19 protein-coding genes are annotated in these 23,300 nt (G+C 53.8%); 8 read left to right on the top strand and 11 right to left on the bottom strand.

Going from position 1 to position 23,300, the window contains the following annotated elements:
• Nucleotides 1-6 precede the first annotated feature (6 nt).
• The 3 genes from D0851_RS03130 to D0851_RS03120 are packed head-to-tail and all read right to left on the bottom strand — an operon-like array spanning nucleotide 7 to nucleotide 3,176.
• Nucleotides 7-1,275, bottom strand: coding sequence for a glycosyltransferase family 4 protein (locus D0851_RS03130; protein WP_162893678.1), 1,269 nt, complete (start codon nucleotides 1,273-1,275; stop codon nucleotides 7-9).
• Nucleotides 1,185-2,093 (bottom strand): hypothetical protein, encoded by a 909-nt coding sequence (locus D0851_RS03125; RefSeq protein ID WP_162893677.1) that lies wholly within the window; start codon nucleotides 2,091-2,093, stop codon nucleotides 1,185-1,187. Before D0851_RS03125 ends, D0851_RS03130 begins: the two co-directional genes overlap by 91 nt.
• Nucleotides 2,094-2,123: 30 nt before the next feature.
• Nucleotides 2,124-3,176, bottom strand: a complete 1,053-nt coding sequence (locus tag D0851_RS03120) for a Gfo/Idh/MocA family protein (RefSeq protein ID WP_227539504.1) — start codon at nucleotides 3,174-3,176, stop codon at nucleotides 2,124-2,126.
• A gap of 135 nt (nucleotides 3,177-3,311) precedes the next feature.
• Here D0851_RS03120 and D0851_RS03115 point away from each other — a divergent pair, with 135 nt between their 5' ends.
• The 4 genes from D0851_RS03115 (at nucleotide 3,312) to D0851_RS03100 (ending at nucleotide 7,463) form a co-directional block, all read left to right on the top strand.
• On the top strand, nucleotides 3,312-4,361 hold the full coding sequence (locus tag D0851_RS03115) for a Gfo/Idh/MocA family protein (protein ID WP_162893676.1): 1,050 nt from the start codon (nucleotides 3,312-3,314) through the stop codon (nucleotides 4,359-4,361).
• A gap of 2 nt (nucleotides 4,362-4,363) precedes the next feature.
• The gene (locus D0851_RS03110) at nucleotides 4,364-5,401 is read left to right on the top strand and encodes a methyltransferase domain-containing protein (RefSeq protein WP_162893675.1); all 1,038 of its coding nucleotides are present in this window, start codon (nucleotides 4,364-4,366) and stop codon (nucleotides 5,399-5,401) included.
• Entirely contained in the window at nucleotides 5,398-6,444 is a 1,047-nt protein-coding gene (locus D0851_RS03105) for a Gfo/Idh/MocA family protein (RefSeq protein WP_117617310.1), read from the top strand. The genes D0851_RS03110 and D0851_RS03105 overlap by 4 nt, the downstream gene beginning before the upstream one ends.
• 65 nt (nucleotides 6,445-6,509) lie before the next feature.
• Complete coding sequence (locus D0851_RS03100; RefSeq protein WP_117617309.1) at nucleotides 6,510-7,463, top strand: UDP-glucuronic acid decarboxylase family protein; 954 nt, start codon at nucleotides 6,510-6,512, stop codon at nucleotides 7,461-7,463.
• 39 nt (nucleotides 7,464-7,502) lie between these two features.
• Here D0851_RS03100 and D0851_RS03095 read toward each other — a convergent pair whose 3' ends face one another.
• The 6 genes from D0851_RS03095 to D0851_RS03070 all read right to left on the bottom strand — a co-directional run bounded on the left by D0851_RS03095 (nucleotide 7,503) and on the right by D0851_RS03070 (nucleotide 14,869).
• Nucleotides 7,503-8,429 carry a glycosyltransferase gene (locus D0851_RS03095; RefSeq protein ID WP_117617308.1) on the bottom strand — a complete coding sequence of 309 codons (927 nt, stop codon included), beginning with the start codon at nucleotides 8,427-8,429 and terminating at the stop codon, nucleotides 7,503-7,505.
• Nucleotides 8,430-8,461: 32 nt separating this feature from the next.
• Nucleotides 8,462-9,364 carry a hypothetical protein gene (locus tag D0851_RS03090; protein WP_117617307.1) on the bottom strand — a complete coding sequence of 301 codons (903 nt, stop codon included), beginning with the start codon at nucleotides 9,362-9,364 and terminating at the stop codon, nucleotides 8,462-8,464.
• On the bottom strand, nucleotides 9,361-10,623 hold the full coding sequence (locus D0851_RS03085) for a glycosyltransferase family 4 protein (protein WP_162893673.1): 1,263 nt from the start codon (nucleotides 10,621-10,623) through the stop codon (nucleotides 9,361-9,363). The genes D0851_RS03090 and D0851_RS03085 overlap by 4 nt, the downstream gene beginning before the upstream one ends.
• 88 nt (nucleotides 10,624-10,711) lie before the next feature.
• Nucleotides 10,712-12,334, bottom strand: coding sequence for a hypothetical protein (locus tag D0851_RS03080; protein ID WP_117617305.1), 1,623 nt, complete (start codon nucleotides 12,332-12,334; stop codon nucleotides 10,712-10,714).
• Between the two features lie 40 nt (nucleotides 12,335-12,374).
• A complete protein-coding gene (locus tag D0851_RS03075) occupies nucleotides 12,375-13,382 on the bottom strand; it encodes a methyltransferase domain-containing protein (protein ID WP_117617304.1) in 1,008 nt (335 codons plus the stop codon).
• 107 nt (nucleotides 13,383-13,489) lie between these two features.
• The gene (locus D0851_RS03070; protein ID WP_227539427.1) at nucleotides 13,490-14,869 is read right to left on the bottom strand and encodes a hypothetical protein; all 1,380 of its coding nucleotides are present in this window, start codon (nucleotides 14,867-14,869) and stop codon (nucleotides 13,490-13,492) included.
• 711 nt (nucleotides 14,870-15,580) lie between these two features.
• Between D0851_RS03070 and D0851_RS03065 the strand changes: the two genes are divergently transcribed.
• From D0851_RS03065 to D0851_RS03055, 3 genes are read left to right on the top strand one after another with little or no spacing between them, the layout of a single operon-like run.
• On the top strand, nucleotides 15,581-16,528 hold the full coding sequence (locus tag D0851_RS03065; RefSeq protein ID WP_117617302.1) for a class I SAM-dependent methyltransferase: 948 nt from the start codon (nucleotides 15,581-15,583) through the stop codon (nucleotides 16,526-16,528).
• Between the two features lie 52 nt (nucleotides 16,529-16,580).
• Entirely contained in the window at nucleotides 16,581-18,404 is a 1,824-nt protein-coding gene (locus tag D0851_RS03060) for an NAD(P)/FAD-dependent oxidoreductase (protein ID WP_117617301.1), read from the top strand.
• 30 nt (nucleotides 18,405-18,434) lie between these two features.
• Nucleotides 18,435-18,764, top strand: coding sequence for a hypothetical protein (locus D0851_RS03055; protein WP_117617300.1), 330 nt, complete (start codon nucleotides 18,435-18,437; stop codon nucleotides 18,762-18,764).
• Nucleotides 18,765-18,790: 26 nt separating this feature from the next.
• Here D0851_RS03055 and D0851_RS03050 read toward each other — a convergent pair whose 3' ends face one another.
• Nucleotides 18,791-19,342: a ferric reductase-like transmembrane domain-containing protein gene (locus D0851_RS03050; protein WP_162893672.1), complete on the bottom strand. Its 552-nt coding sequence runs from the start codon at nucleotides 19,340-19,342 to the stop codon at nucleotides 18,791-18,793.
• Nucleotides 19,343-19,557: 215 nt separating this feature from the next.
• On the opposite strand from D0851_RS03050, the gene D0851_RS03045 reads away from it, so the two are divergent.
• Nucleotides 19,558-21,162, top strand: coding sequence for a hypothetical protein (locus D0851_RS03045; protein ID WP_117617298.1), 1,605 nt, complete (start codon nucleotides 19,558-19,560; stop codon nucleotides 21,160-21,162).
• Here D0851_RS03045 and D0851_RS03040 read toward each other — a convergent pair.
• Nucleotides 21,149-22,951 (bottom strand): PQQ-dependent sugar dehydrogenase, encoded by a 1,803-nt coding sequence (locus tag D0851_RS03040; RefSeq protein WP_162893671.1) that lies wholly within the window; start codon nucleotides 22,949-22,951, stop codon nucleotides 21,149-21,151. The genes D0851_RS03045 and D0851_RS03040 overlap by 14 nt on opposite strands.
• Nucleotides 22,952-23,300 lie beyond the last annotated feature (349 nt).

Genomic DNA, 23,300 nt, shown 5'->3' with positions numbered 1-23,300 from the left:
GTATCCTTAACCACGGAGAGCTGCCCCTTCCAGATGCCCCAAGGCAAGCTTCGCTGCCCGTTCCCAGGTAAACGTCCCGGCTCTTGCAATGGCAATGTTTGACAGTTTTTGTCTCAGCTCGTGTTCAGTTGACATGTCCTTTATCGCGCGACTGATTGATGTGACGTCGTAGGGGTCAAAAAATATCCCCGCATCACCGACCACTTCAGGCAGCGCCCCCTTGTCGCTGGAAAGGACCGGCGTTCCGCAGGCCATCGCTTCGACAGCGGGCAAACCAAATCCTTCGGAAAAAGAGGGCATTGCCACGGCCATGGCATCGTTATATAAAATAACCAGATCCTCGTCGGAGATAAAGCCGGTAAAATGAACCAGGCCTTTTAAGCGGCTGTCATTCGCCAGTTGTTGCAATTCGTCGTAGTTCGAATGAAAACCGGCGCCGTCGTAGTCACCCACCAGAACAACGTGCACATTCTCAAGTTGCCGGCTTTCTCTTGCCAGCGCAAAGCCCTCCAGGAAGCCTTGCAAATTTTTGTGTGGTGCCAGCCCGCCGACATACACAATCAGCTTGCCGTCCAGGGGAAGACCAGTCCGGCGACGCAGGTTTTGACACGCTGCCGAATTGTCTGTTGGGCGAAACAGTTTATTCGGCGCTTCGCTGATGACATCAATCGACTCGCCTCCCACCCCCAGATACTGTTCGATCTCTGCCTTTGCGGCATGCGAAACGGTCATCACCCGCTGGCATTGCCACAGGGCCAGCTTTACCTTTAGCGTCCAGAAAAGTCGGCCTTTCCAGTCAGGAAAAATCATTTCCGGAAAGTGCTCGGCAATGGCATCGTGCAGCGTTACCACCGTGGGTAGTTTCAGCGGGACAGGGAACCATGAGTAGACCGCCGGGAAAAACATCAGATCAATCGGGGAATCCGAGACCGCTTTGTACAGCCGCACCATATCTCCAATAGAACGGCTGGAGTTGGCAACTGCGGCATCTGTCACGGGTCGATCAGGAAATACCTGCACGATTTCTATATTGGGTAAGTTCATTGATTCGGTCGGCGCCTGGTCAATGAATAGATAGAACCTATGTTCGGAATCAAGCGCAAACATAGCCGACAACAATTCACGCGCCATTCGCCCGAAGCCGCGTTGATTCCACCAGCAGGTTGCATCTATCCCAATTCTCATCAACGCCAATGCTCCATGTTTTTTGGTGCGCCAGACACCGAACCAACCGCTTCGCCAGCCGACCAGAAGGTTTCCAGCAGACAGATCCACAGGCTGACTTTCAGTGGGTGCCTGATTTCATTCATCCCAGGCATACAGCGAATTGCCCGGAAAGACAACACCGTGGGCAATAACAGTGATTTTAAAAACTGCACTGCACACGCAAACACATTCTTCTGTTCCGCCTTTCCACCGGCATAGATCCATCCATGATGGAAACGGGTGGCAAGGCGCCCGCTCCACTGGTCTTCAGCGCCATAGGTGTTGGCCAGCATGGGCTCCATGACCAGTGAGCCGCCTTCCGACAAAAGTCGCTGGTTGATCACTCCTTCGACCAGGCCGTCACTGTGTTCGCTCAATACCGAGACCAAAACCTCCCGACGATAACAGATGAAATTTCCTGGCAATCTTTCCACTGTTTTTTGGGATTGCTGATGAGGGTGATCAAATAATACGCTTGGGTGATATCGTCCGTATTCCGTGCATGCCAGCGCCTGATAACGGCTTGACAGATTGTTCCCAATCAGCACCGGGCCGGATGCTGCGAGGGTATTATCATCTGTAAATGCGCTCGCCAGGCCATTGAGCAAGCTGTCACTGGGAAGTGTCGTGTCTTCAACAAGGGCCACTACATCGCCACTGGCGAGAGCGACACCGCTTTTTCGCCGCAGCGGCACGGGTTCGTTTCGTATTTCAAAGCGCACGTGATCGAACCGGGCTTGTAATTGGGGGCAGGCTTCTTTCAATACGACAACGATTTCAATATCAAATTTCTGCAATGCCGAAAGACAGGTCGCCAACGCTTCGCCGCCGACAAGTTCAATAACGACGATAGAGAAACGTAAGTGAGCGCTAGTAGATGGACTCATATCATTTAATGACCAGCTTCGGGTAATGATTTAACGGGAGAGTTTACGCTCGACCAATTCGGTTATTGTAGCGACGGCAATAATGCTGTCGCGAGTGATCGGCCCGTCCGTTGACCTTTTTATCGATTGATAACACTGTGCGATGAGTGACCTCAAGCCAGGGTAGGCTGGTTCACGGTTGACGGAGCGCCTTAACAAATTGTCGGTCGCTGCCAAAAGTGTCTTCAAGGAAAGGGAAAATGGCGAAATGATTTTACGGAACCGTGAAACGGCAGGCGACTCAAAAGCCGCGAAACCATGAAACAGATTGGCATGGATGGCTCCCTGCTCGTGATAAATTGTCATTTTACACTGTGTGGGCCGGGCGTTCAGACTTAGTTTGATGGATACGGGAAACGCCTGGTGGTGACAATACGCAAATAATTCTCCGGGCCTTGGGTTATCTACACACCAGGATTCCTTCTCCAGCGGAGTCTCAGGCCAGATCTCTGACATAATCGACAAGGGATGAGGTAGAATCTCGATCAATATCCGGTTCAATTCATGCGCCTGGCGCCCCACGCCTCCAGCTGAAGCAAAATCAAAAGTCACTGCCAAAGGGCCACCGGTTCGGCGTGCCAATTCATTCTTTACTGATGCGACACCGCGCTGAAAAGCAAACTGATGAACCGGACATAACAAAAGGTCCTGGCCTGCTGCCAAATCGAGTAATTCAGAAACCTCATTGCGTGCAGGTGCTACGGGCTTCTCTATGATCAGGTGTTTACTGGCCGTCAGCGCCTTTTTTGCGAGTAACACATGGGTATCAAGCGGTGTACAGAGATGCACTATATCGAAACGGGCTTGTTCAAGTGCTTGGTCAAAATCCGCGAAGGCACGGCCGCCATATCGGGCAACAAGCACCTTCGCCGCATCCAGGTCCGGATCAATAATGGCCGTTATCGTTGCGCCGTTTTTCCTGGCCGCATGTGCATGCCAATTGCCCATGAGTCCAGCGCCCACAATCGCGACCGTTAGTTGCTCTCTTTCATGCATACTTAGTTGCTCACTATAGCGCCACCCAGCCTGATGACAGCTCCTCACAGGGAAAACCCCAAACCCTTTCAATGTAGCGGCCAAAAAACATGTCGTACAGTTTTGTGGCAGACTGTGGTGGTTTAATGTCGTTAATTCCCGTGAGTAGCAATCATGACTTCAAACCGAAAAAAAATCGCCCTGGTGGGGTTAGGGGCGGCTGCAAAAACTATTCACTTGCCCGCGTATAGCAAACTTGCCAACCTGGAGCTTGTTGGTGGCCATGATCCGGCAATAACGCCTGCGGCAGGCAAGGGTGCATTTCCGTTTCCGGTATACGAAGACGTCAACACGCTACTGGAGCAAACAAAACCGGATATTCTGGCCATTGCCAGCCCGACCCAGTTTCATTACGGGCTGGCAGAGCAAGGGTTAAAGTACGGCTGTCATATCTTTTGCGAAAAACCTTTTACCACGACATTGGATGAAGCGCATCAGTTGATCGCCCTGTCTGAAAAACAGCAACGCTGGATCGTTGTTAATAATGAATTCCGTTTCATGAATATATATGAGGCGGCAAAGGATAAAATCGGCAGCCCCGGCTTTGGCGATCTGCTTTTTATTAACGCTCAACAAAGCTTTTACGTAAACGAAAAAACGGAGGCTGGCTGGCGCGGAAACGATCCCCAGCGTACCTGTAAGGAATTTGGCATCCATGTACTGGATCTGTGTCGTTATTTTTTTGGTGAGGAGCCATTGCGGATCAGCGCCAGAATGCCAAAACCCTCCAACCCGACCGGACCGGATTATCTGAATCTGATCCAACTCGACTTTACCGGTGGCCGCAGTGCGCAGATCACGCTGGACCGGCTTACCCGAGGCAGGCATCGCTATCTTGACTTGCGGCTCGACGGCAGCAAGGCGTCCATCGAAACGGAGTTTGGCGGCAATGTGCAGTTTACCGCCGGCATTCGTGGCGGTGACCGAAAACCCTTTGTGGGCTTTGATGTTTCATTGGGCGGCAGGGCTCTTCAGTACCATTCCGAGAAAGCCAAAAAGATTGCCAGTGATCCGCTCGATATTTTTGCCAATGCCACCAGCAAGCTCCTGAAAAACTTTATTGACGCGATAGACAATGGCGGGGTCCCCGCCTGTAGCGCGCAGGATAACATCAAGACACTGGCACTGATGCTGGCGGCCTACACCTCCAACGATCAGGGCAAGCCTGTCCCCTTTGCCGAGCATTGGAGCTGAGCGTGCGCTTAAATACTGGAGGTGAAAATTTTTTTGTCTGCCCGCAATGCCGAACAAAGCTGTCAGCGCAAACGGATCACTATCAATGCTCACGCTGTAACAGGGAGTACCCGGTTATTTTCGGCATCGCGGATTTTCGCATCAGGTCTGATCCTTACCTCAGCCTGCAGCAGGAGCGGGCAAAAGCGAAACGCCTGGTGACGGAAGCTGAGCAGAATTTTTCCGCCATGCTGGATTATTACTATGAGATCACCGACGATGTTCCTCCAGCCCTGGCAACCCGCTATAAAGCCTATCACCTCAATGGCCCCAGGCAGGCGCAACAAAGTCTGGCTCGCTTGGGCGTGTCCTCTGGCGATGTTTTCCTGGATGCAGGGTGTGGTACCGGAGGCGCTCTTATTGCGGCTGCGGAGCATTGCTCCCACATCTACGGGGTGGATATCGCGTTACGCTGGCTTGTCATCTGCCAGCAGCGATTGAAGGAGCAGGGGATAACCGCGACTTTGGTGTGTGCGGACATTGAGGCGCCCCCGTTTCCCGACGGGTATTTTTCAAAAATCACCGCAACCGATCTGTTGGAAAATGTGTACTCGGTGGACAACACACTGGTGGCACTGGGACGGCTTCTCAAGACAGGCGGCAAGTTATGGCTTGCCGGCAGCAATAAATTCTGCCTTGGCCCCCATCCGAGCACCAGGCTCTGGGCCGTCGGTTACTTTCCCGGAAAACTGCGTAGCCGACTGGTAAAGCGTCTGCGAGGCGTCGACTCACTGCGCTTTATCAATTTGATTTCACCAGGGCGCATCATCCGCTATGCTAGACAAAGTGGATTGCACGCCCAAATGCTATCTCCAAGGATGGTGGCTCTGGATGAGGAAGGGCATTATCCGGCAATCGACAGACTTCTGATTAAGACCTATATGTTAGTTGCACGCCTGCCCGTATTGCGCCAATTGCTGATCTGGGTCGGGCCAGCATTTGAGATGATACTGGGCAAGTCACCATATTCAATGGAATCAAAGGGAGTTGATCAGGCATGATGCGCTTTGGACTTATAGGGCTTGGCGGTATTGGCGAGGTGCGTAAACAGGCCCTTGAGGTGTCCACTGAATGTGAACTGACAGCCGCCTTCGACCTTGATTCAGCGGCCCTGGCCAAGCTGCCTGGTCATGTCAGTGTGTTCAAAGACGCAGAACAGCTCCTGAAGTCAGATGCTTGCGATGCGATCATCATTTCTACACCCACCCACTTTCACAAAGATCTTGCGCTGACCGCACTGGAAAACGGTAAACACGTAATCGTGGAAAAACCGATGGCCAGCTCGCTTGCGGACTGTGAGCAGATGGTTGAAACAGCCAAGCGCTGCGGAAAACTGTTGACTGTCGGTTTTAACCATCGCTATTTCGCGGCCATCAAGGAAGTGAAAGCTGCCATCCAGAGCGGGGCTTTGGGCACGTTACGTTATGTCAAAGGTTACGCCGGGCATACCGGCCTGTCCGAATTCAAATCGGAATGGATGTACGACAAGGATAAGATGGGTGGTGGCACGCTCATGGATAACGGCATCCATACCCTGGACTTGATCTGTTACCTGATGGACGACAGGGTAAGCGATGTGTCGGGCATGACCAGCACAAAAACCTGGCAACTTGACCGCACCGAAGATAACGCCTTTGTCCACCTGCGCACTCAGTCCGGCATCATGGGAAGTCTCCATAGTAGCTGGACTGAATGGAAAGGCTATCACTTCTACGTTGAAGCCTACGGCGATCTCGGCATGGCTCGCGCTTATTACGCCCCGATGAGCTCGACCATCATTACGATGGACAAACCAGGGGGGCAGGCCCATAAGAAGAGAAACTTCTATATACCCGCCATTTTCCGGGAAAAATTCAAGGGCTGGCAATCGACCGTTGTGCAGACCTTTGTCGAGGAGTTCCACGATTTCGTCAGCCTGGCGAGCGGTGGGCCAGCAGGCGCTATCGCGACAGCGGAAGATGGCCTTCGCAGCATAGCAATACCAAATGCCGTGTATGAGAGCGACAGGGACCGTAATTTTGTAGTTTTGGACCGGCCGGGCTAAAAGCGAGTTGGGCTCGACAACGGAATCAAGGTGCGCAACAAGATTCAAACAAGTGGGCGGGTAGCATGAAAAACAGGGTCATTGTAACGGGTGGAGCAGGGTTTCTCGGTAGCCATCTTTGTGAGCGCCTTCTAGGTGAAGGCCATGAAGTTATCTGCGTTGACAACTTCTTCACCGGGCAAAAGCGCAATATTATCCATTTGCTGGATAACCCCTATTTTGAGGTTATCCGCCATGACATCTGCTTTCCGCTCTACCTGGAGGCCGATGAAATCTATAACCTGGCTTGCCCCGCCAGTCCGGTTCATTACCAACGGGACCCTACGCAGACCACCAAGGTTAATGTCAATGGCAGCACCAATATGCTTGGCCTTGCCAAACGCATTGGCGCCCGAATATTGCAGGCGTCCACAAGCGAAGTCTATGGCGATCCCACGGTTCATCCGCAAACGGAAGACTATTGGGGCAATGTTAACCCGATAGGTCCGCGTTCGTGCTATGACGAAGGCAAGCGTTGCGCTGAAACCCTATTCATGGATTACCGGAAAGAACATCAACTGGGCATTAAGATTGTTCGGATCTTCAATACTTACGGTCCCCGTATGCATCCCCACGACGGGCGGGTTGTTTCGAATTTTATTATGCAGGCTCTGAAGAATGAAGCTATCACCATCTACGGTGACGGCAGTCAGACGCGATCATTCTGCTACTGCGATGATTTGATTGATGGCTTTGTCAGGATGATGCGAACGCCGGATGACATCATTGGCCCCACCAACCTGGGCAATCCGAATGAGTTTACGATCAAACAGTTGGCGGAACATGTCATTGATCTTACCGGCTCAGGGTCGCGCATCAACTACCTGCCGCTGCCTCAGGACGACCCCAGGCAACGCTGTCCGGATATCACCAAAGCCAGAACCGAACTGGGTTGGCAACCAACGATTGAATTAAAGGAAGGGCTGACAAAAACGATAGCCTATTTTGAAGAGCTTTTGGCCGAGAACCCCGATCTGTAATGCGCCGCGGCACGAAATTATTGCCCGAATCCCGTGCCGCTATTCGATCTCTTGCAGGGCATCCCGTGGCCCAAACAGGTAGCCCCAGGCTTCCCCAACACCCCAGACAAGATAAAACAACATTAAATAAGGCGCGGCCTCAGCCAGGTGGGAACGGACACTGGCCTTATGGCGCGCGTTCTGAAAAAACCGGAACGTTAGCAGCGGCGGCAGGACGACCGATGCCATTGCGTATGTCAGTCGCTTCGCTTTCTGCCCGGAGGCGAAACGTATCCCTGCATAGTACCTTGAATAGACAAACCGCTGCCTCAGGAACAGACCAAGACTGAATTTCTTGCAGTGAAAAATACGCACCTTGTCGTCGGCAACAAGGATGTGCCCCCGTTTGTGCAACAAGGGGTGCAAGGTGGTTTCCCAGAATCCCGATGTCAGTATCTGCTCGTCCACCTCCTCGAAAATCTCGCGCCGGTAGGCGACATTCATGCCCGCAAGGTTTGGGGTGGGTCCGCTCTCGATCGGGGGAGACATGGGCGCGTATTCACACAGGAAGGTGGCCCAGTCGAGAGCTGTATCCGTTACGCCATTAACCACACTGCCGCCAATTGCGGAAGCCTCGGGGTGTTCGGCAAATGCCCGGGCAAACTGCTTTAGCCAGTCCCGGGGCGGCACGCAGTGATCTTCGGTCACCAGCACGAAATCTCCCGTTGCCTGCTTCGTCGCCAGTGTGCGCATGGTGGGAAGGTCCGTTGTCGATGGACATTCGATGATCGTCACGTCCGGATACTCGCTGCGAATCCGCTGTGAAACATGATCGCTGATTCGATCAGCAAGCAGCACTTCCAGTGATGGAGCTTCATCCTGTTTGTAAAGGGACTCAAGAGTTTCCAGTATTCGTTCGTCATCTTCCGTGCTCACCCGGCCGATGACGACGGAATAGGTAACGTCCCTGTCCTTTTCGTTTTGCATGTGACTCAATGTAGAACCTCTCCCTGTTATCTCTAATCCAGAAACACCCCGTCGTCCGGGGCACCAGCGATATAACCGGCACACTCTCCCATGGACCAGGCACACTCGGATATCAGAATGGGAACGGAAAACCGCATCACATTCCCTGACAGCGCTGGCGCCCGACTTGACGCTCGCAGTATACGACTATATCGGAGCAGGGGGAGTATGACTATTCCAACCGCGTAGAGGAGGCGGCGATAACCCAGTATTTCGGCGTGGCTTGCGCCATAGAGGCGACCGTGATGGTAGCGCCTGCGCAGGTAATAACTCCATGAATACTGCTTTCGATAGATTACGGCCATGTCGTTGCATGCTGCGGGTGTGATGCCCAGCTTATCCCGCACCTGGCGCAGGAAAAAGGTTTTCTGAAAACCCGAGCCCACGAGGGGGACCTCTCGGAGCAAATCACGCCGGAACGCGATATTGTTGCCCGGGTATTCCGGCAACGCCGGGTCGAGAGGCTCCCGGAATTGGGCGTATTCGATCAGATAACCGATGTTGCGGGAATCCTTGCCAGGCCAGCCACTGTTGACCGGGCCATAAAACACCGGCGTCTTGTTCCGCATCATCTGGCGTACTGCACGAAGCCACCCTTCCGTGGGCGGGCAGGAGGCATCCAATAGAGCGATATAGCGGCTGCCGGTCTGTTGGATGATAGTCGCATACTGTTCAAAAAAAGGCGTGCGGCTGGAAACTCTGAACAGCGACAGGTTGTCGGCCGGGCTATCCATGGCCTGCTCGTCTGCCAGTGCAATACATACCCTGATGTCGGGCTGGTTCAACAATCCGGCGCTTGCCAGGCTTTCAAGAAGGCCGGCGTGATCGCCCTGTGTACTGCTGGAAGCGATGGCAATCATGAGCAGTGGTTCGGAAGCACTTGGCTGGTCTTTCATCGGTCATGACCCTGAAGTGTCCTGGAGTGCTGCTCGCCTGCTGTTCCGCGGCTGCTTCGCAGTTCATCAATCACGGCCAGATAATCATCCAGGTACCGCTGACGGGTGTAGAGTTTCCGGCTTCCGCTCTGGGCCAGCTCTGACAACCGCTGACGCAAACCCGGCTCCCGGACGATCCGGTGCAGCAAGGCAGGAAGCTCACTGTCCTGCCGATAAACAAAACCGGCTCTGGTTGTTTCGATGATTTCCGCGCAGCCACCGGCATCCCTGACAATCGCCGGAGTGCCACAGGCCATGGCCTCAACCGCCGTCAAGCCGAATGTCTCGGGCGCAAGCGACGGAAAGAGCAGTGCCGTGGCATTGCTGTAGAGCTGGATCAGGGACGTTTCATTAAGCCTGCCGGCAAAATGGATATTCGGATACCGGGCGAAACGCTCCTTTAAACGCGGCAGGGCATCACCTTCACCGGCAAGTATCAGCTGGTAATCCTCCAGTGTCGTGAAGGTTTCAAGCAAGGATTCCACGCCCTTGGATGCGGTGATGCGACCGCTGTAGACGAAGCAGGGAGGTCCCTGATCGTTCCTTGTGCCAGTTATTTCCTTCGATGGCTCCAGCCGTGAGTAAAGCGGGATAATGCGAATCGGGACGCCGGGATAGAGTTGCTGGTGCTGGTCCGCAGTGAATTGACTGGGTGCAATCAGGCAATCAATCTTTTCGAGATGACGCTTCGTCAGGCCTGTGTATCGCCAGATCTGGGGCGGTATGCCAGAACGTAAACAACATTGCAGGCACTGGCGGGAGTCACAACGCCTGACGCCATTTTTCCAGAATATATGGGTAGCACACACCAGCCAGTGTTCATGCAGGGTATAGAGCTTTACCGGGGCATTGCCCAGAGAGAGTACGGCAGGCCCGCCAATCAGCGAAATATTGTGATAATTGATAACATCAAAATCGTCCTTGAGCAGCTCGACAAGGGCGCCGGTTTTCAGGCCGGGATGCCCGAGTTGCTGGGTCAACAAGGGAGATAGTGGGCCCATGGAGCTTTTCAGCCGGCATACGTCTACGCCCTGATCGTTGTATCGCTGGGGGAGCCCCGGATCGCTTGAGTTCGCATTGAGCCGGTAAGCATCCTCGCAATGGATAACGCGCACGTAGTGCCCAAGCCTGGCCAGTGAGAGGGCCAGTTCCCGGACAAATATGCCGTCCCCACCAAAGTTGTATGGCGGGTAGAAGGTGGTCACCATACAGAGTCGCACAATTATCCCCGCATCTGGTGAACGTTGGACGGTTGGCGCCGGCCGGTTCCGCTGCCCTCAGGGCAGGTGTGTATTCCAAAGGACTCAGTCACTCCAGCTCCGGGCAGTATCTTTTGCCGTAACGGTAAACAACGAAGTAGTCGTTTTTGAAAGCCGGGCTGAAACAGTTGCTTGGGCGCTCCGAATGGGTAAGTGGGAGCATCCACGCAGCGAGGTTCATGTCAACGTAGTAATCGGCGCCCACGGCTTCGAAGAAGTCGTTCATGGACTCAGGACTGCTGTATCTCCTCGATGGCCATGTCGCGCTGTTGCGGCCAGTCATCAACGCCATAATCCTGGGCTTGATGAAAACAATGGTATCGTCTTGCCTGGTCTCTTCCCTGATAAATCGGAACATGGCTTCTGCATCCGGATGGGTAATACCGCGCTCCAGCTGCGGATACTCCATGTTGGTCATGACCGGTAAACTGATAGTCGCCAGAAGCAGGAAATACCCTCCGGCCACAAGGTATTTCAGCCTCGGCAGATGAGGAAAAATTGTCTCCTGGCAAAAAAGAAATCCGTAATACAGGAAAAAAGGGAATATGGGGGTCAGGTAGCGTATGGTCGGAGCGGCACCGAAAAGCAACAGTACCGCGATATATCCGGCAAGAAAGATTTCCACGACCGTTATTCTGCAAAGCAGCGCCAGAATATAGCCACCAATAGCGAGCAGGCTGAACAGGTTGAACAGCAGCTCATTCAATGTGTTGATGAAGGCGCTGGAGGAGGGGGGCCAGAAGCCCTGTAATGCCCACCGATAACCGATAATCCGCTCCAGGATATTTCGTGGATCAAGATCCACAAAGCTCAGGTGATTCAGCCCAGCGGGCGAGGAGTATTTGTCAGTCAGGTGTTTCAGGTTCTCCTCAAAATGCCCGGGGACAAAAGAGGCTGAAAACCAGAGGCTCTGCAACCAGGCCAATATTGCGAAAATCCCCAGGGCAACGATGCTCAGCAGCGAGATCCGCCGCCTGCACACAATGTCGTACGTCAGCAGTGTCAGTGGCAGGACAACACCGATTTCACGGGCGCCGAATGCCAGGTACATGGAGAGACCAATCAGGACGCCCGCCGTTATTTGTCTGCCGGGAGTCTGAGGCCTGCCCGGGTCGCCGGCGAGAAAACGCAGCATCAGCAAAAGCGAGAGATAACAGAACACCATGAAGGTGAAATCGGCGCGGATAAGGTTGGTGAAATCCCAGATGTAGGGGTTTAGGCCGACAACAAGCACAAGAAAAAAAACAAAGCGTCGCTCAAGGCGGAGCTCGAATACCTTGGCCGCCAGCCATAACGACAAGCCGAAGGAGAGAACGCCAACCCATTTCAGCGCCTCCAGGTCGAGGCCGTACAAGGCATACACCGGAGCAAGCAGTAACGGGAAAACAGGGGGGTAACCGTAGGGCCCGACGAATTTTGAAACCGGGTTCAACAGGTAACCGGTATCGAGATAATGCCTGCCCTCCACCAGGTTTTGGGCGTGAAGAATATAGAGGCTGAAATCGCCGCTCCAGTTCTGCCCTTTCACCAACGTGACAAGGTAAAAAACCGCAAGGGCCAGAATGGCCAGCGGAACAGCTGCGGGATGGTCTATCCATTGCGCGATGGCAGGCTGCCATGGGCGATTCGCGAGAAATGGATTTGAGTAATGCCGTCGCAGTCGTGGTGTCATTCTGGTGTCGTCCTTGATTGACTGGCAGTCAGGGTGTCTTTCAATTTTTGATGTTGCCCCATACACGGTAATAGGCACCGAAAAACGGCAGGAACAGTTTCGTCAGTGGTATCCCAACCAACCAATTGTAGATAAGCGCCAGTCTTTTCCTGGAGCTGGTGAAGCCCGAAAGTTCATGCTCCGGAATAGCCGGAAACACGACTCTGGCGTCGAAACCCCTTGCCCCGGAAAACAGCCTTTTCGTTTCCCAGACACTCAGCAGACGGGTAAATGTATAGGGCTGGTTCCTGACAAGTTTCACGTAACGGGCCTGTAGCGGCCGGGGCAAATAGCCAACCCCCCAGACATTGACATGCGGCTCTGGCGAGAGACTGAAACGATTCGGGGTCGACAGCGCGAAAAATCCGCCCGGCTTCAGCACGCGCCTGAGATCGCTCACATACGCATCCTGATCACCAACATGTTCGATGACATCCAGCGAAACAATGGCAGCGACCGAATTGTCGGCCAGCGGCAATCGTTCTGCAAAACCGGCGGCCAGTTTGGGGCTGCCGCCGTAGTGCTCAGCCAGATGCCGGGCGATCACCAGCCATTCCATGGAAACATCAATCCCTGTTATCTCATGCCCCAGGCTGGCTGCCGCGGCCATCATTTGACCGGGGCCACATCCGATTTCCAGGATGACGCCATCGGCTTCAAGGGCGGGCCGTAACCAGTCCGAGCATTGGGATTGACATTTTCCAACACCGGCGAGTACCTGGCGAGTACGGTAACCGGCTTTTCGTTCATCCATGCCGCGGCTGGAGCGAAAAATATGGTGGATGGAGGCCTCGAGCCCGTCACGTTCGACCCGGTCAGCCGCCTCCCGGGCTCTCTTGCGGTCCTCGTCCAGATCAATCCAGCAATCCAGCGCCACGCGCAGATCGGGAATGCCGTCAATGACAGGGTAGTGCGCCTGGCAGGACTCGCAACGCAGATTCGTGTCAATTACGCCCAGCGAGCCGTGGCAAGTGGGGCAACGCCAGATCATCGTGGCTGTATCAGACATGCCGGATATTCCCTATCTCGTCGAATCGTGGTTAAAGAAGTATAGTCGAAAACGACAGGTCCATAAATCGCTACAGGAACCCTCGCCCGGAAAAGGAACAGCAATCCTCATGCCCTGAACCGGCCGATCATGTCGGCAATCATCCGCTTTTGTTCATCCGGCAGCAATTTCCATAGCAGGGGAGTCAGTAACGCGATATAGAGCACTCTTGCCAGAAACCCCGTAACCGAGAACTCTTCAAGTTGCGAGAATATCTGGCCTGTTATAACGATACCGCCAAGGCAGATGATTGTCCTGATCCACAGGCCTGAGGGAATGCTTGTCCGGAATTTGGCGGCCAGTCTGAACGGGATGACCAAACCGTTTAAAAACACGCTTAAGGACAACGCGAAGGCGGCTCCGGGAAGCCCGAATAGTTCAACCAGGTAAGGTGCAAGCACAATGGCGACAATATAGGAAATCAATGAGCTGACAGAGATGAACCTTACGTCATCGAGTCCAATCAGAAGCTGTGTGTAGACGTTGACAATTAAATACAGGCTCTGCCAGAAAACATACAGGTAGAGATGGGCGGATGCCGGCCTGAACTCGGATGAATAGAGTAAGGTCAGGGCCAGATTGGGGAATAGTAAAAAGGGAATGGAAAGCGTGAAAACGATGATGATCATCAGGCTCTGGAATTCGTGAGCTTTCTCGAATTTATCTTCGTTCGGAATGTTCCGGTTCAGAATGGGGGTCAGGTAGAGGTAGTTCAGCGGGCCCGATATCGCGCCCAGGGCAAGTGCAATGGCGAACAGGGCCTGCAGCAATCCGGCCTGTGCCTCGCCCATGGTCGAAAAAACCTCATAACGTGCTATCAGCATCGTGATCGAGTAGGCCGACAGAGCCATATGGCCGTACAGGGAAAAGGAAATGATTTCAGGACTTCGTCGCAACTCCTTGAGGATGCCCGCGGAAGCATCAGTCACACGTAACGACAGCTTCTTCCTGATATAGAAAATAGATCCGATTGTGGTCAGAACGCCGGTAATGGCCACAGTTATATAAATGCCATCCATACCGAAAAGCCAGGCGGCACTGCTCGCGGCAAATGCTAGACAGAACGTGACCACAAGATTCAGGGTTGCACTTGCCGATGTCATCTGGGCCGCGGCCAGTGTATGAACGAAAAAGATTCCCAGCATCATCGCAGGAACATTCAGCAGTGCGAGAAGAATGAACAGCTTGTAGGGGACAAGCTCAACACCAAGAAGGGCCGGGTGCCACCAGGTGATACCGATAACCAGAATGGTGACCATTATGGAGAGCAGGAATAGCCCCCGAAGAAAACTGGAAAACACAGTCTGGAAACGCCGGTTTCCCTCGCTATGCGCCCTTGACATGAACTTCATAGAAAAGAAGGGGATGCTGAACCCGGCTACCTGCACGACGGTAAGCACGACCTGATCAATCGTTGCGATGATCCCAAAACCTGCCGGGCCAAGCACTATGGACAGGATTTTGGCCCGTATCATCCCCGTCAGAATAATAAAAACCTGTATGACTCCTACGGAGATGAGGACCCTGGACATTCGGAACCGGCCTATATCAAGGTTGTTAAAAACGACGGAAAACTGACCTGCTCGCCATCATAGGCTCCTGAAAACCTTTGCCAGAATCCGGTTCTGGATCGGGTGAGTCAAGTGGCCAGAACCTGGCAGTATACCGATGCACAGCAGCTTGAGTAAGATGGTTTCATCTGAGCATGCGCCCTTGGGAAACTGCAGGGGGATTTCAAGGACTTTGTGGTTTGTCAATTGGGCTCAATTGAATCGTGAGGCCAATTTCATCAAAATAGCGTGTATTTCTAGGTAGGAATACGTACGATAAGTCGATAGGTGGGGTTTTCTCCCACGGCTGGCGCGGCGTACGGAAGCTGCACGGTAGTCTCGGCCCTAATAGGTGATACCGCGACAACCAGCTTTTTACCCGGTGAGTCAGTCGTCGGGGCAGCAGGGATTTTGGGATAGCACGCCGAAAGCCATCGGTCGGGACAGGGATTATATCGATAAGGTCCGGTTACTTAATATGAATAATAAACTCGCCGACCCATTCCGAAGCAGGCGGGTATAGCCTTGACCCACCTATCGAACCGAATAATTTCCAGCGATGATTAATCGTATTCTAGAAGTTTTCAAACATTTCATGGATGACCTGCGATGACCGACTCCTACCAGGCCGTAACCCCGTCGCACGACAAGCTGTTCAAGCTTGATGACGCCGACAGCTATAACGAAGTGGTTGACCTGTTTGACAAATACACCGAGCAGGTCACTGGTCATTTACCTACCCCTATGATGTCTATGGCGGGCATAAAGGCCGACCAGCGAGTTCTGGATATCGGCGCTGGTACGGGGATCGTAGCGCTGGAAGTTGCCCGCAAGCTCGGTGAACAGGGCGAGGTTGTTGGCATAGATCTCTCTGACGGCATGCTTGCCACGGCGAAAGAAAAGGCGGAAAAAGCCGGGCTGGCCGGAACGGTGCGATTCCTGAAAATGGATGCAGAGGCGCTTGAGTTCGATGCCAACTCGTTCGACAGTGTTCTTTCCCTGTACGCTCTGCGTCACTTTCCCAACCCCGAAAAGGCGGTTTCCGAGATACACCGTGTCCTCAAACCTGGAGGCAAAGCGGTAGTCGCGGTTGGAAGCCGGCCTGAGTTGTTGTCCAAAGATGGCATGGCTGCTGTGGTCAGAAAAATCGGAAGCGTTATCAGGCGACTTACCGGGCGGGAGCTGGCTGCGTGCGAATTCCTGGATGAACTGGTCAACAAACATATCCCTGAGAGCGCCAATAGCGAGACGGCGGAATGGACAGGGCATCGCCATGGGTTTACGGGATCTGTGAGAGACCTGCTTGAGGCGGCAGGCTTCACTGATATCAACAGCAGTTGGCGCGGGCAATATTCGGTTATCCAGTCGCCCGAGGCGTTTTGGGAATTACAAATGACATTTTCCAGCCTTGCCCGCAAACGAATCGGGCAGGCGGAAAGGCCAGCAGTAGATGCATTGAAAAAAGAGTTTATATCGACTTGTGAAGGTGTTCTGGCAAGGAAGGGGAGGTTGGTTTACCAGTCCGGGGCGGCGATTATCTCCGCAGTTAAGCCCTGACGTAACCACCACATTAGTGCAGAGAAGCAATGTAATCCGGGAAGATTAGAAAATGAGCTCAACAGATAGCAAAGTTCGCTGTGTGATCATCGGCGCTGGGCCTGCGGGCCTTACCGCCGCGCTGGAGTTGTCGAGGGCAGGAATCGAGCCAATTGTCTTTGAGATGGACCGGCAGGTCGGCGGGATATCACGGACGGTTGATTACAAGGGCTATCGCTTCGACATTGGCGGCCACCGTTTTTTTACCAAGGTAGATAGGGTTCATAACTGGTGGATGGATATTCTTTCTGAAGAATTTCTGGTTCGACCACGTTTGTCCCGGATCTATTACCAGGGCAAGTTTTTCGATTACCCGTTAAAGCCAATGAACGCATTGCTCAACGTGGGGCTCTTTGAGTCCGTCCTGGTTGGCCTCAGTTACGTCAAAGCCCAGGCGTTCCCCTCCCGTGAAGAGAAAAACCTTGAACAGTGGGTCACCAATCGCTTTGGCAAGCGATTGTTCGAGATGTTCTTCAAGACTTACACCGAGAAAGTTTGGGGAATGAAGTGCACTCAGATCGGGGCAGATTGGGCGGCGCAACGAATCAAGAACCTGAATCTGGGCAAAGCGGCTCTTTCGATGCTCGCTCCCAAGCTCCTGACCGGCAAAAATCAGATCACGACACTGATCGAAGAATTCTACTATCCCAGGCTTGGGCCTGGCCAGATGTGGGAACGGGTCACCGACATGCTGGAAGAAAGGGGGCATCCGGTGCACCTGGAGCATTGGGTGAAAACGATACATCGTGATGGAGAGCGGGTCATTGGCATTACGGTTGTTGACGTCAACGGTAAAGAAGAGCGTTTCGATGCTGACCATGTCATCTCCACCATGCCGGTGAGGGAACTGCTAAATGCGATGGACCCGCCGCCGCCCGCAGAATCCCTGGAGGCGGCCAATCGGCTCAGGTACCGCGATTTTTTGACGGTGGGGCTGGTCGTTGAATCGACGGAGCTGTTCCCTGATAACTGGATTTATATCCACTCCCCGGATGTTAAAGTTGGCCGTATACAGAATTTTGGCAACTGGAGTCCCTATATGATTCCTGACAAATCAACCAGTTGCATTGGCCTTGAATACTTTGTCCAGGAAGGCGATGAACTATGGACCGCCAGCGACGAAGAACTCATTGAGCTTGGCAAAAAGGAAACTGCCAGGCTGGGTTTGATTGACGCCGAAAAGGTCATCGACGGTGTGGTCATACGCGTGCCAAAGGCTTATCCCGTCTATGACCACGGTTATAAAGAAAATATCGATAGCATTCGTGACTACGTAGACCAAATTCCGAATCTCCACCTGATTGGTCGCAACGGCCAGCATCGTTATAACAACCAGGATCACTCGATGGTGACTGCCATGTACGCGGCAGAGAATATTCTTGGCGCTAACCACGATGTTTGGGATGTAAATGTGGAAGAGGAATATCACGAAGACGCGGGAGCCAAGAAGAGTCATGGAGCGAGCGGTGAGCGTCTGGTTCCACAGCGAGTTCAGGATGCATCACCGATTGAGCTTTTGAATGACGCCTTCGCAAAATACGACCCGGTCGCTCTGGGCGGGGCGCTTGGCACGATGCTCGGCTTCGTGGTGTTTTTGGCGACCGCAGGCCTGCTTTTGAAAGGGGGCGAAGATGTCGGGGTGACCCTGGCATTGCTGGGCAATTATTTTCCCGGCTATGACGTCACCTGGGCCGGTTCGTTAATGGGCGCTCTTTGGGGCGCGATATTCGGCTATCTTATCGGGTTCATCATTGCTGTGGCCATCAATGTCACAGTATCGATACACCTTGGCAAACTGCTCCGGCGCCTGGGTGTGCTGGATGGATCAATCGGCTAATGTTCAGACAGGGATAGAGGGTACCGTTTCATGAATAAAGAGCATTTTTCAGAGGATGAGTGGAAAGTCATTGGTCAGGCTGTCGCCCGTCTGCGGGCGTCGGTGATGGCAGTGACCTTCGGAATCGTCGGTGGCCTGATGTTGTTTGTGGCAACCGTCTGGCTAATCATCCTGGGACCGACAGGAGGGTCGGAGCATGTTGGGCCGACACTGGGCCTGCTGGCAAACTTCTTCCCGGGTTATAGCGTTACCTGGTCCGGTGCGGTCGTGGGGGCCTTCTACGGTGCGTTGAGCGGAGCTATCGCCGGCTTTGTGCTGGCGGTCATCTACAACCGTATCGTCATCTATCGGCGGCGCTGAGAACCTGCAGCGCCGATCACTCCGGCTCACTGGCGCGAGGTCTTGAGTTTCCGGTGCTGAATAAAGCCCGACGCCTGCACAGCAATGACGATCAGCGTGGTTGCCAGCAACAGCACGGTATATATCCCGATGCGTTTTTCAAGCAACTGATAGACCAGACCGTGAATTGGTATGGCCAACACCAGAAAATACGTCAACCGCTGCCATTTTTTCCATGAAGACGCACCCATGATGCGGATGGAGCGGTTATTGGACAGGCAAAGAAGCGCGATCATTATCAGCGCACTGATCAACCCGATATAATTGGTCAGCCCGAACGGATCGGTTCTGAAGGGAAGGACGTGCGATTCATCCGGCGGGTAGATAAAATATTGGATAAGCCTGCCCTTGAAATGGACCTGCAATCCTGTGATGGTGTGCGCGAGGGCCAGTATACCGGACCAGATGCCAAGATCCCGCCGCAGAAGGCTTGACAGCGGATTGCGCCTGGAGCGTATCAGGTTCGCCGGCCCGATAGACAGGGTAACAGCGAAGTAGAGAAGGCTTGTGTAAGCGGTGCCAATCGAGAGCGCCTGCATAAGTGGTTTGTCGGGTAGCAGTTGGCAAAAGGCGTAAATCAGTATTAATGCCACTGTGAACAGCAACAAATGCCTTGCGCATCTCCTGAAATTCATTGGTCTGCCTGTCATTGATGTCTGAGTTTCTATAGTGAAATCCGGCGAGATTATACTATCCGGGCATGTGTATCAGAAGCAGAAAAAGTCTCTGTTGTATTCACCCGGTGCTTACTGACATGTTGATAAAGCTCACAAGGCAGAACAATAAAAACGAAAGTCATGTCTGTCCCGAAAAATCGGTCTGCGTTAAATTTTCAGGATTCCTTCGACTGGTAACAATCGCATCCGTCCTGATTTCCGGTGCCTGCTTCGCCGCTTCTTTGGAAACCGGTTCCGGGAAAATGGATGTGCCTGTCACCGTGCGAATAGACAACGCCATCGAATACCAGGAAATAGCCGGATTTGGCGCGACAACCCTTGCCGGGATCATGCTGACGGAAAACGGGCTGCGCGACATGCTGGGCGAAACGTTAAGGCACCAGGCCATCAAGGCGGTCTATCATGACGTGGGCCTGACGCTTGGCAGCCTGGAGTTGTGGCTGGAGCCGGCCAACGACAACGACGACCCCATGCTGATCAACAAGGATGGTTTTCAGTGGGAAACATCAAACGCGATGCACGATCTGCTTGTACGTCCTGCCAGAGCCTATGGTTTCAGCAATTATTCGCTTGGCCTGAAGATAGACATGCGGCGGGAATTGCGCTGGATGGATGAGCTGCGTGAAAGAGATTACAGTCGCTATCTTCAGGAAGTCGCCGAATATGTAGCCGCCGGTGTTTTACACTGGCGGGAAATAACCGGGGCCGCCCCCCGGTTTATTACACTGTTTAACGAACCATTGAGCGGTAACCGGGAACTGCATGGCGGCTCGAAGCACAAAATAGTCGATATTATCAAATCCGCTGGCGAACGGTTGCGCGCAGAGGGGGTTGCGCGCACGAGATTCATTGTTCCCGCTGAAGAGACCGTTGCCAAATCCATCGATACAATCGAGTCCATCCTTGCCGATGAAGACGCGCGCTCCTATATCGGTGCGTTGGCTTATCACGCTTATCCCTATGATTCTGCTTACTCCAGTGTCCGGCGTATTTTGCAGACATCAGGGAGAGGGCTGCCGGATCACGATGAGATACGGATTCGCCAGCGGCTTTATGAACTTGCCGCCGGTTATGATATCCCGGTGTGGATGACAGAGACCTCCGAGGGTCCGGGCCGCGCTGATTATCCGTTCGGTTCTCCGGAAAACCTGCGGGCTCGTGCCAACCATATTCATGATGAGCTGGTTTATGCCAATGCATCAGCCTATTTTGCGATGTACGACATGTGGGACAGGCAAAGCCACGATGCGCATTTCAAAGGCAGAGACATCGATTTTTTTAGTCAATCCAGTCATATCGCACTCGTTGACCAGAGAGCATCTGAGGTCCATATAACCGGAATCGGGTTTGCTGTTGGTCACTTTGCCCGTTGGATCAAGCCGGGTTCGTTACGAATTAATGCCGAATCAGACAATCAACTTGTCAAGGTTATAGCCTTTCGTTCCGACCGCCAGAATGAGCTGGCACTGGTAGTTATCAACAATTCAAGTTTCGAGGTTGAAATGGATTTCGCTATGAAAAATATGGCCTTGCAGGGAACTGTAAAAGGAGAGTATTCGGACAGGTCAAACCGCTGGAAACAACTTCCGCCCCTCACGCTTTCAGATAACGCGAGCTTCGGATTAACCGTCGGTCCAACAAGCGTGACCTCCTTGTCCGCAACCCTTATTAATCCGGGTTAGCCACCGTGAAATGATCGATCAGCTCTGCGCGCACCGCATCGTCCAATGGGGGCAGTACCATCGATGTTCCGGGCGCAAATGCCTGGGGGTCTCGGAGGAAAGCATCGAGCCTGGCCTCATCCCAGACACCGCCGAGTGCCGTCAGCGCCGGCGAATAACTGAAGCCGGGCACAGTGGCAATTTCGCGACCGATCAGACCGACCAGTGACGGCCCTGCGGGGACGCCAAACGTCGGCGCATGACAACCTTCGCAGTACCGGCCAAACGCCGACATTTTGGCGCCGGTGCGCAGTTCCAGCAACACGCCGCGGTCGACCCACGCAACGATGCTCCCATCTGGCAACTCCGCCAGATCGCGCAGCCGTTCACCCAGGAACATCGCTTCGGAATAGACGATCCGGTCCCCCACGGGGCGCAGCCGGTAAAGTCTGTTGGTTCGCAGAGTAGCCAGAAGCAGATCGCCCTTCCAACGCGCAAACATCGGCCCCGTCACTTCGATTATGGCCGAGGTAGCGACCGACGGCACAAAGCTAAGCGCAGGTTCGGCGAAGCCGCGATGGTTAAAGCCATCGACATCGAGAGGCCAACTGGTGGAACCGTAGTTGGTGCCGTAGGTCACCAGCGGCCAGCCGTAATTTGCGCCCTCGCGAATCAAGTTAATCTCGTCACCGCCCTGCGGCCCGTGCTCGGACGACCAAATCCGTCCGTTCTGCGCGACCACGAGCCCTTGCGGATTGCGGTGGCCGATGCTGACGATCCGTGCAGCGCCGGTGTCCGGTTCGATCCGCCAGATTTTGCCATATGCGTTGTCTTCCTCTGCCTGTGCAAATGGCATTGAGCCGTCGAGTCCGCTGAATCCCGCATCGCCCAGCGTCAGCAATAACGCGCCGTCTTGCGCCCATGCAAGTCGTCCGCCGGTTTCGCTGTCGTCAAATTGACCCTCCGCAGTCAGGCAGGGCGCGGAGTCATAAAGCGTCGTCCAGGCGTTCGCCGCTCGTGGAGAGGAGCCCGCATCCCAATTCAGTGCAAGAACCGACACCCGCATTGTGTAGCAACGTTCTGTCGAGGACCATGCCTGATGCGCTGCAAACAGCCGCGTGGGTCTGACGCCGGGCGCGAATATAACATCGGTGAGCCGCAGCCGTGGCGCACTTGCGGGATCGTCAAAGTCCGCTAAGTAGGCGGCGCGGTCGGCAGGTGCAGGCAAGTCGAGCTGAAGTGCCGTTCGCCCGCTCAGACCTTCAGTCCCTGCAAGCCACTGAAAGCTCCCGTCGCCACCAGCCAGCAACAGCCCATCCGGCAACACCGCCAATGCGCCACCATCCGCCGCAGGTATTGCCACCAGCCCCTCAAAACGCCGCAACTCTAGCGGATAAAGCGCGCTCGACATGGTGGTCATTGGATCGTTGCGCGAAGTATTACGCGTCATGTCAATCAACAGTGCCGCGGTGCCTGCCAGCGCCGAAACCGCGAGCACCGTCAGCCGCCCGCGCCACCCTAAATGGGGGGCCAGGACCGCAAGCGCCGCCAGAACAAGACTCGCGAACAGCACCGGCACTGCGAAAGCAAGTCCAAGTTTGCGAAGACCCATATACCCTGCGGCCATCGCCAGCAGAGTCATGGTCACCCAAAGACCAAACAACAGGTTCGGTCGGGGCGTTGCGGCGATGATCACCAAAGATAATGCAAGATAAAAGCCGATGACATAGCCCACCGGAAGCCATAAATCGGACGGAGCCCGATCAACCCCAAGCGCAACCGCTACCAGTACGCTAAGTGCAATCGTCACTACGCCATGCCAACTTCCCCATCTCAACACTTCAAATAGGGTGCCCGAAGGGCGCAGTTTAGTGCCACCAATTTGAACCAAATCGATAATCCTATCTCTACGGGCATTTCCCATTTGAAGGTAAGCGCCGGTTTCACTCACCCACAGAGTAATTCCACGGCATTAGTTCGTCCAGCCTGTTGATTTTGTAGTCAGCGATGCGGGACAGAGCGTTTGTGGGAGCCGAGGCCGGTCGCTTATTTTAAGTCGTCAAATCCCCGATAGCAGTTTTCAACTGCTTGGATCCTCTATCGTTGTCATTTCACACTGAAAATGGATCTGCCATGACCGTTTTCTGCCTTGATGATAA

It is taken from the genome of Marinobacter sp. Arc7-DN-1, from assembly GCF_003441595.1.
In the GTDB taxonomy this organism is placed as follows: Bacteria; Pseudomonadota; Gammaproteobacteria; order Pseudomonadales; family Oleiphilaceae; genus Marinobacter; species Marinobacter metalliresistant.
Note: the sequence above shows the minus strand (reverse complement) of the source record. Positions and strands in the feature narration are given on the sequence as shown.

What these genes read in the sequence shown, in the direction of transcription:
- D0851_RS03125 (WP_162893677.1), bottom strand. Translation starts at nt 2,093, where the DNA reads ATGAGTCCATCTACTAGCGCTCACTTACGTTTCTCTATCGTCGTTATT.
- D0851_RS03105 (WP_117617310.1), top strand. Translation starts at nt 5,398, where the DNA reads ATGATGCGCTTTGGACTTATAGGGCTTGGCGGTATTGGCGAGGTGCGT.
- D0851_RS03100 (WP_117617309.1), top strand. Translation starts at nt 6,510, where the DNA reads ATGAAAAACAGGGTCATTGTAACGGGTGGAGCAGGGTTTCTCGGTAGC.
- D0851_RS03095 (WP_117617308.1), bottom strand. Translation starts at nt 8,429, where the DNA reads ATGCAAAACGAAAAGGACAGGGACGTTACCTATTCCGTCGTCATCGGC.
- D0851_RS03090 (WP_117617307.1), bottom strand. Translation starts at nt 9,364, where the DNA reads ATGAAAGACCAGCCAAGTGCTTCCGAACCACTGCTCATGATTGCCATC.
- D0851_RS03080 (WP_117617305.1), bottom strand. Translation starts at nt 12,334, where the DNA reads ATGACACCACGACTGCGACGGCATTACTCAAATCCATTTCTCGCGAAT.
- D0851_RS03075 (WP_117617304.1), bottom strand. Translation starts at nt 13,382, where the DNA reads ATGTCTGATACAGCCACGATGATCTGGCGTTGCCCCACTTGCCACGGC.
- D0851_RS03065 (WP_117617302.1), top strand. Translation starts at nt 15,581, where the DNA reads ATGACCGACTCCTACCAGGCCGTAACCCCGTCGCACGACAAGCTGTTC.
- D0851_RS03060 (WP_117617301.1), top strand. Translation starts at nt 16,581, where the DNA reads ATGAGCTCAACAGATAGCAAAGTTCGCTGTGTGATCATCGGCGCTGGG.
- D0851_RS03055 (WP_117617300.1), top strand. Translation starts at nt 18,435, where the DNA reads ATGAATAAAGAGCATTTTTCAGAGGATGAGTGGAAAGTCATTGGTCAG.
- D0851_RS03050 (WP_162893672.1), bottom strand. Translation starts at nt 19,342, where the DNA reads ATGCAGGCGCTCTCGATTGGCACCGCTTACACAAGCCTTCTCTACTTC.
- D0851_RS03045 (WP_117617298.1), top strand. Translation starts at nt 19,558, where the DNA reads ATGTTGATAAAGCTCACAAGGCAGAACAATAAAAACGAAAGTCATGTC.